This window comes from Sporichthya sp. (assembly GCF_013815995.1).
Taxonomy (GTDB): domain Bacteria; phylum Actinomycetota; class Actinomycetes; order Sporichthyales; family Sporichthyaceae; genus Sporichthya.
In genome coordinates this window covers 1-2,612 of record NZ_JACDFE010000131.1, presented here as the reverse complement: position 1 = coordinate 2,612, position 2,612 = coordinate 1, and the positions used below count along the sequence as shown (strand labels likewise).

Below are 2,612 nucleotides of genomic sequence, written 5' to 3'. Positions count from 1 at the left end.
GTGTAAGCTGCTCGACGCCTAGTACCGGTTCTGGTCCAGCACGTCGAGATTCACGAAGCTGGGCGGCCCGTCGCAGAGCTTGCCCATCTGTTGCGCGAACTCCGCGGTCGCCGGGTGGCCCGAGTTCGCCATGGCGTCCTCGTAGGACGCGAACTCGATCACCGTGGTGTAGCGGTTCGGGGTGTCCCGGTCCGCGCAGACCGAGACCGAGATCGGTTTGGGCCCGTCGCCGGCGGCCATCCGCCGCTCGCGCAGGTCCTCACCGAGGGCGCGCACCTCGTCGATGCGGGTGGTGGAGTAGGTGACGGTCTGGATGAAGTTCGGCATGTCGCCTCCCGTAGTGGTGTGCGTCGGTTGATCCGGTGCATCAACGATCGCCGCACCGGATCCCCGGGTGCATCGGTGCGGGCCCCCAACTCTCTGGGGGGTCGGCCCCGATTTCAGAAAGAAGGCTCCGGTGCCGGCACCGGAGCCTTCTCCTACTGAACGAGGTTGCGCAAGGGGATCAGTTGGTCGGCGGCCGCGACACGCACTGCGCGAGGTAGAGCGCCTCGCCGAGCGAGTCCATCAACGCCAGCTGGGTCTCCAGGTAGTCGATGTGGCTCTCCTCGTTGCCCAGGATCTTCTCCAGCAGGTTCGCGCTGGTGTGGTCGCCCTTCTCGCGGCACATGATGATGCCGGGACGCAGCCGGGCGACGACCGCGAGCTCGATGCCGAGGTCCGCCTGGAACTGCTCCTTGACCGTCTGCCCGATGCTCAGCGGCAGGAGCTTCTGGTAGTTCGGCAGACCTTCCAGGAACAGGATCCGGTCGGTGATCTCCTCGGCGTGCTCCATCTCCTCGATGGACTCGTGCCGGGTGTACTTCGCGAGCTCGGTGTAGCCCCAGTTCTGCTGCATCTTGGCGTGCAGGAAGTACTGGTTGATGGCAGTGAGCTCGCTGGTGAGTTGCTCGTTGAGCAGAGCGATGACCTCGGGGTCGCCGATCATGTGAGGCGGGTCCTTCCAGGACGGCATGGGCGGTGGCGGCCGGGGCGTCGGCACGGGTTGCAGGCGGGGCGCGCAGCTAGTACTGACCGCGACGGTATCCGGCTGATCCACGCTTGTCATTGAAGGACAGGCTGCCCTGAGGGCGCGTCAGATCGATGTCGAGATCGCGCTGCGTAACCGCCGGGTCAAGCCTCAGGCGGTGGCGGCGAGGGGCACGCCGAGGACGCGGCGCGGGCAGCCACTCAGGGCGCCTTCCACAAGGTTCTCGACCCGCTCCAGGCAGGACCCGCAGTTGCTGCCGGCCTCGGTGGCCTCGCAGGCACTGCGCACGCAGCGGGCGCCCGCGTCGACGGCCCCGAGGATGTCATCCTCGGTGACGGCGTTGCAGATGCACACGAACACGCGGACCCTCCGGGCATAGAGGCAGGACAACCTTCTTAGGTAAGCCTAAGCGTAGTGGGGCTCTCGTCAAGGGGCTTCACCCGGATGACGGACCCGACATCCCGGACAGCACCGTCTGCCTGCGACGATTACAGAAAGTTACAAGGAGCCGGGTCAGAACACGCGGAGTGTGATTCTGCTCCCGTACGGCACCTCAGTGCCGGGCTCCGGATCCTGGTCGACGACGCGGTCGCCGAAGGGCAGGCCGGCCCGGTCCACGTCGAAGCCCATGCGTTCCAGCAGCTCCACGGCGTCGTCGACGTCCATCCCGATCACCCGGGGCACCACGATGAGAGCGGACTTGGCGACGACCAGGTCGATCGTGGTGCCGCGGGGGAGCTTGCGGTTGCCGCCGGTCGGGCTCTGTTCCAGGACGGTGCCGTTGGCGGCTTCGTTGGTCTCCTGCTCGCGCGTGACGACCTTGAAGCCGGCGTCGGTGAGGATGGCCGTGGCTTCCTCGACCGACTTGCCGACCACGTCGGGCAAATCGACCGGCTTGGCGCCCTTGCTGACGATGAGGGTGACCACCGCGTCGCGGCGCAACGCGGTCCCGGCCGCGGGGTCGGTCCGGATGATCTTCCCCTTGGCGATCGTGTCGCTGTACTTCTCGGTCACCTCGTCGCGGACGGTCAGGCTGGCCTCGTCGAGGAGCCGACGCTTCGCCTCCGCGACGTCCACGTTCTCGAGGTCGGGCACGGTGTAGCGCTCCGGGCCCTTGGACACCACCGCGGTGATGGTCCCGCTCGCGGAGATGTTGCGGCCGGGGCCGGGGTCGGTGCTGAGGACCTGCCCGGCTGGATAGGTCTCGTCGAACTCCTGGTCGACGACGCGGAACTTCAGGCCGGCCTCGGTGGCCTTGGCCTGCGCCTGCTCCGCGGTCAGCCCGATCAGGCTGGGGGTGTCCACCGAGTTGCCGACCGCGACCTGCCAGGCGCCGATGCCGACCGCGAACGCGGTGACCAGCACGGCCAGCAGCGCCAGCACACCGCGCCGGCGCCGGTGCTGCAGGCGGGCGGGAACCGGGTAGGGCACGCCCTGGGCGGGGATCCGGGGAACGGCGGGGCCTGTGCTCCCGGGCCGCTTGACCAGGGCGGCCGGGCCGCGGGCGATCTGTTCGGTGACGGCGTGCGCGCCCGCGGCGCCGTCCGGCGGGACGTGGTGGAAGGCCAGCGTCGGCGAACCC

The 2,612-nt window shown here is 68.6% G+C and carries 4 protein-coding genes; all 4 read right to left on the bottom strand.

What is annotated here, in order from left to right:
• Window positions 1-18: 18 nt before the first annotated feature.
• Window positions 19-327, bottom strand: a complete 309-nt coding sequence (locus H0X00_RS14860) for a hypothetical protein (protein WP_293772405.1) — start codon at window positions 325-327, stop codon at window positions 19-21.
• A 178-nt stretch (window positions 328-505) separates the two neighbouring features.
• Window positions 506-988, bottom strand: coding sequence for a bacterioferritin (bfr, locus tag H0X00_RS14855; protein WP_293772403.1), 483 nt, complete (start codon window positions 986-988; stop codon window positions 506-508).
• Between the two features lie 192 nt (window positions 989-1,180).
• Window positions 1,181-1,390 (bottom strand): bacterioferritin-associated ferredoxin, encoded by a 210-nt coding sequence (locus H0X00_RS14850; protein ID WP_293772401.1) that lies wholly within the window; start codon window positions 1,388-1,390, stop codon window positions 1,181-1,183.
• Window positions 1,391-1,543: 153 nt separating this feature from the next.
• Window positions 1,544-2,612, bottom strand: a 1,069-nt coding sequence (locus tag H0X00_RS14845) for a Stk1 family PASTA domain-containing Ser/Thr kinase (RefSeq protein ID WP_293772399.1), incomplete at its 5' end; no start/stop codon positions are given.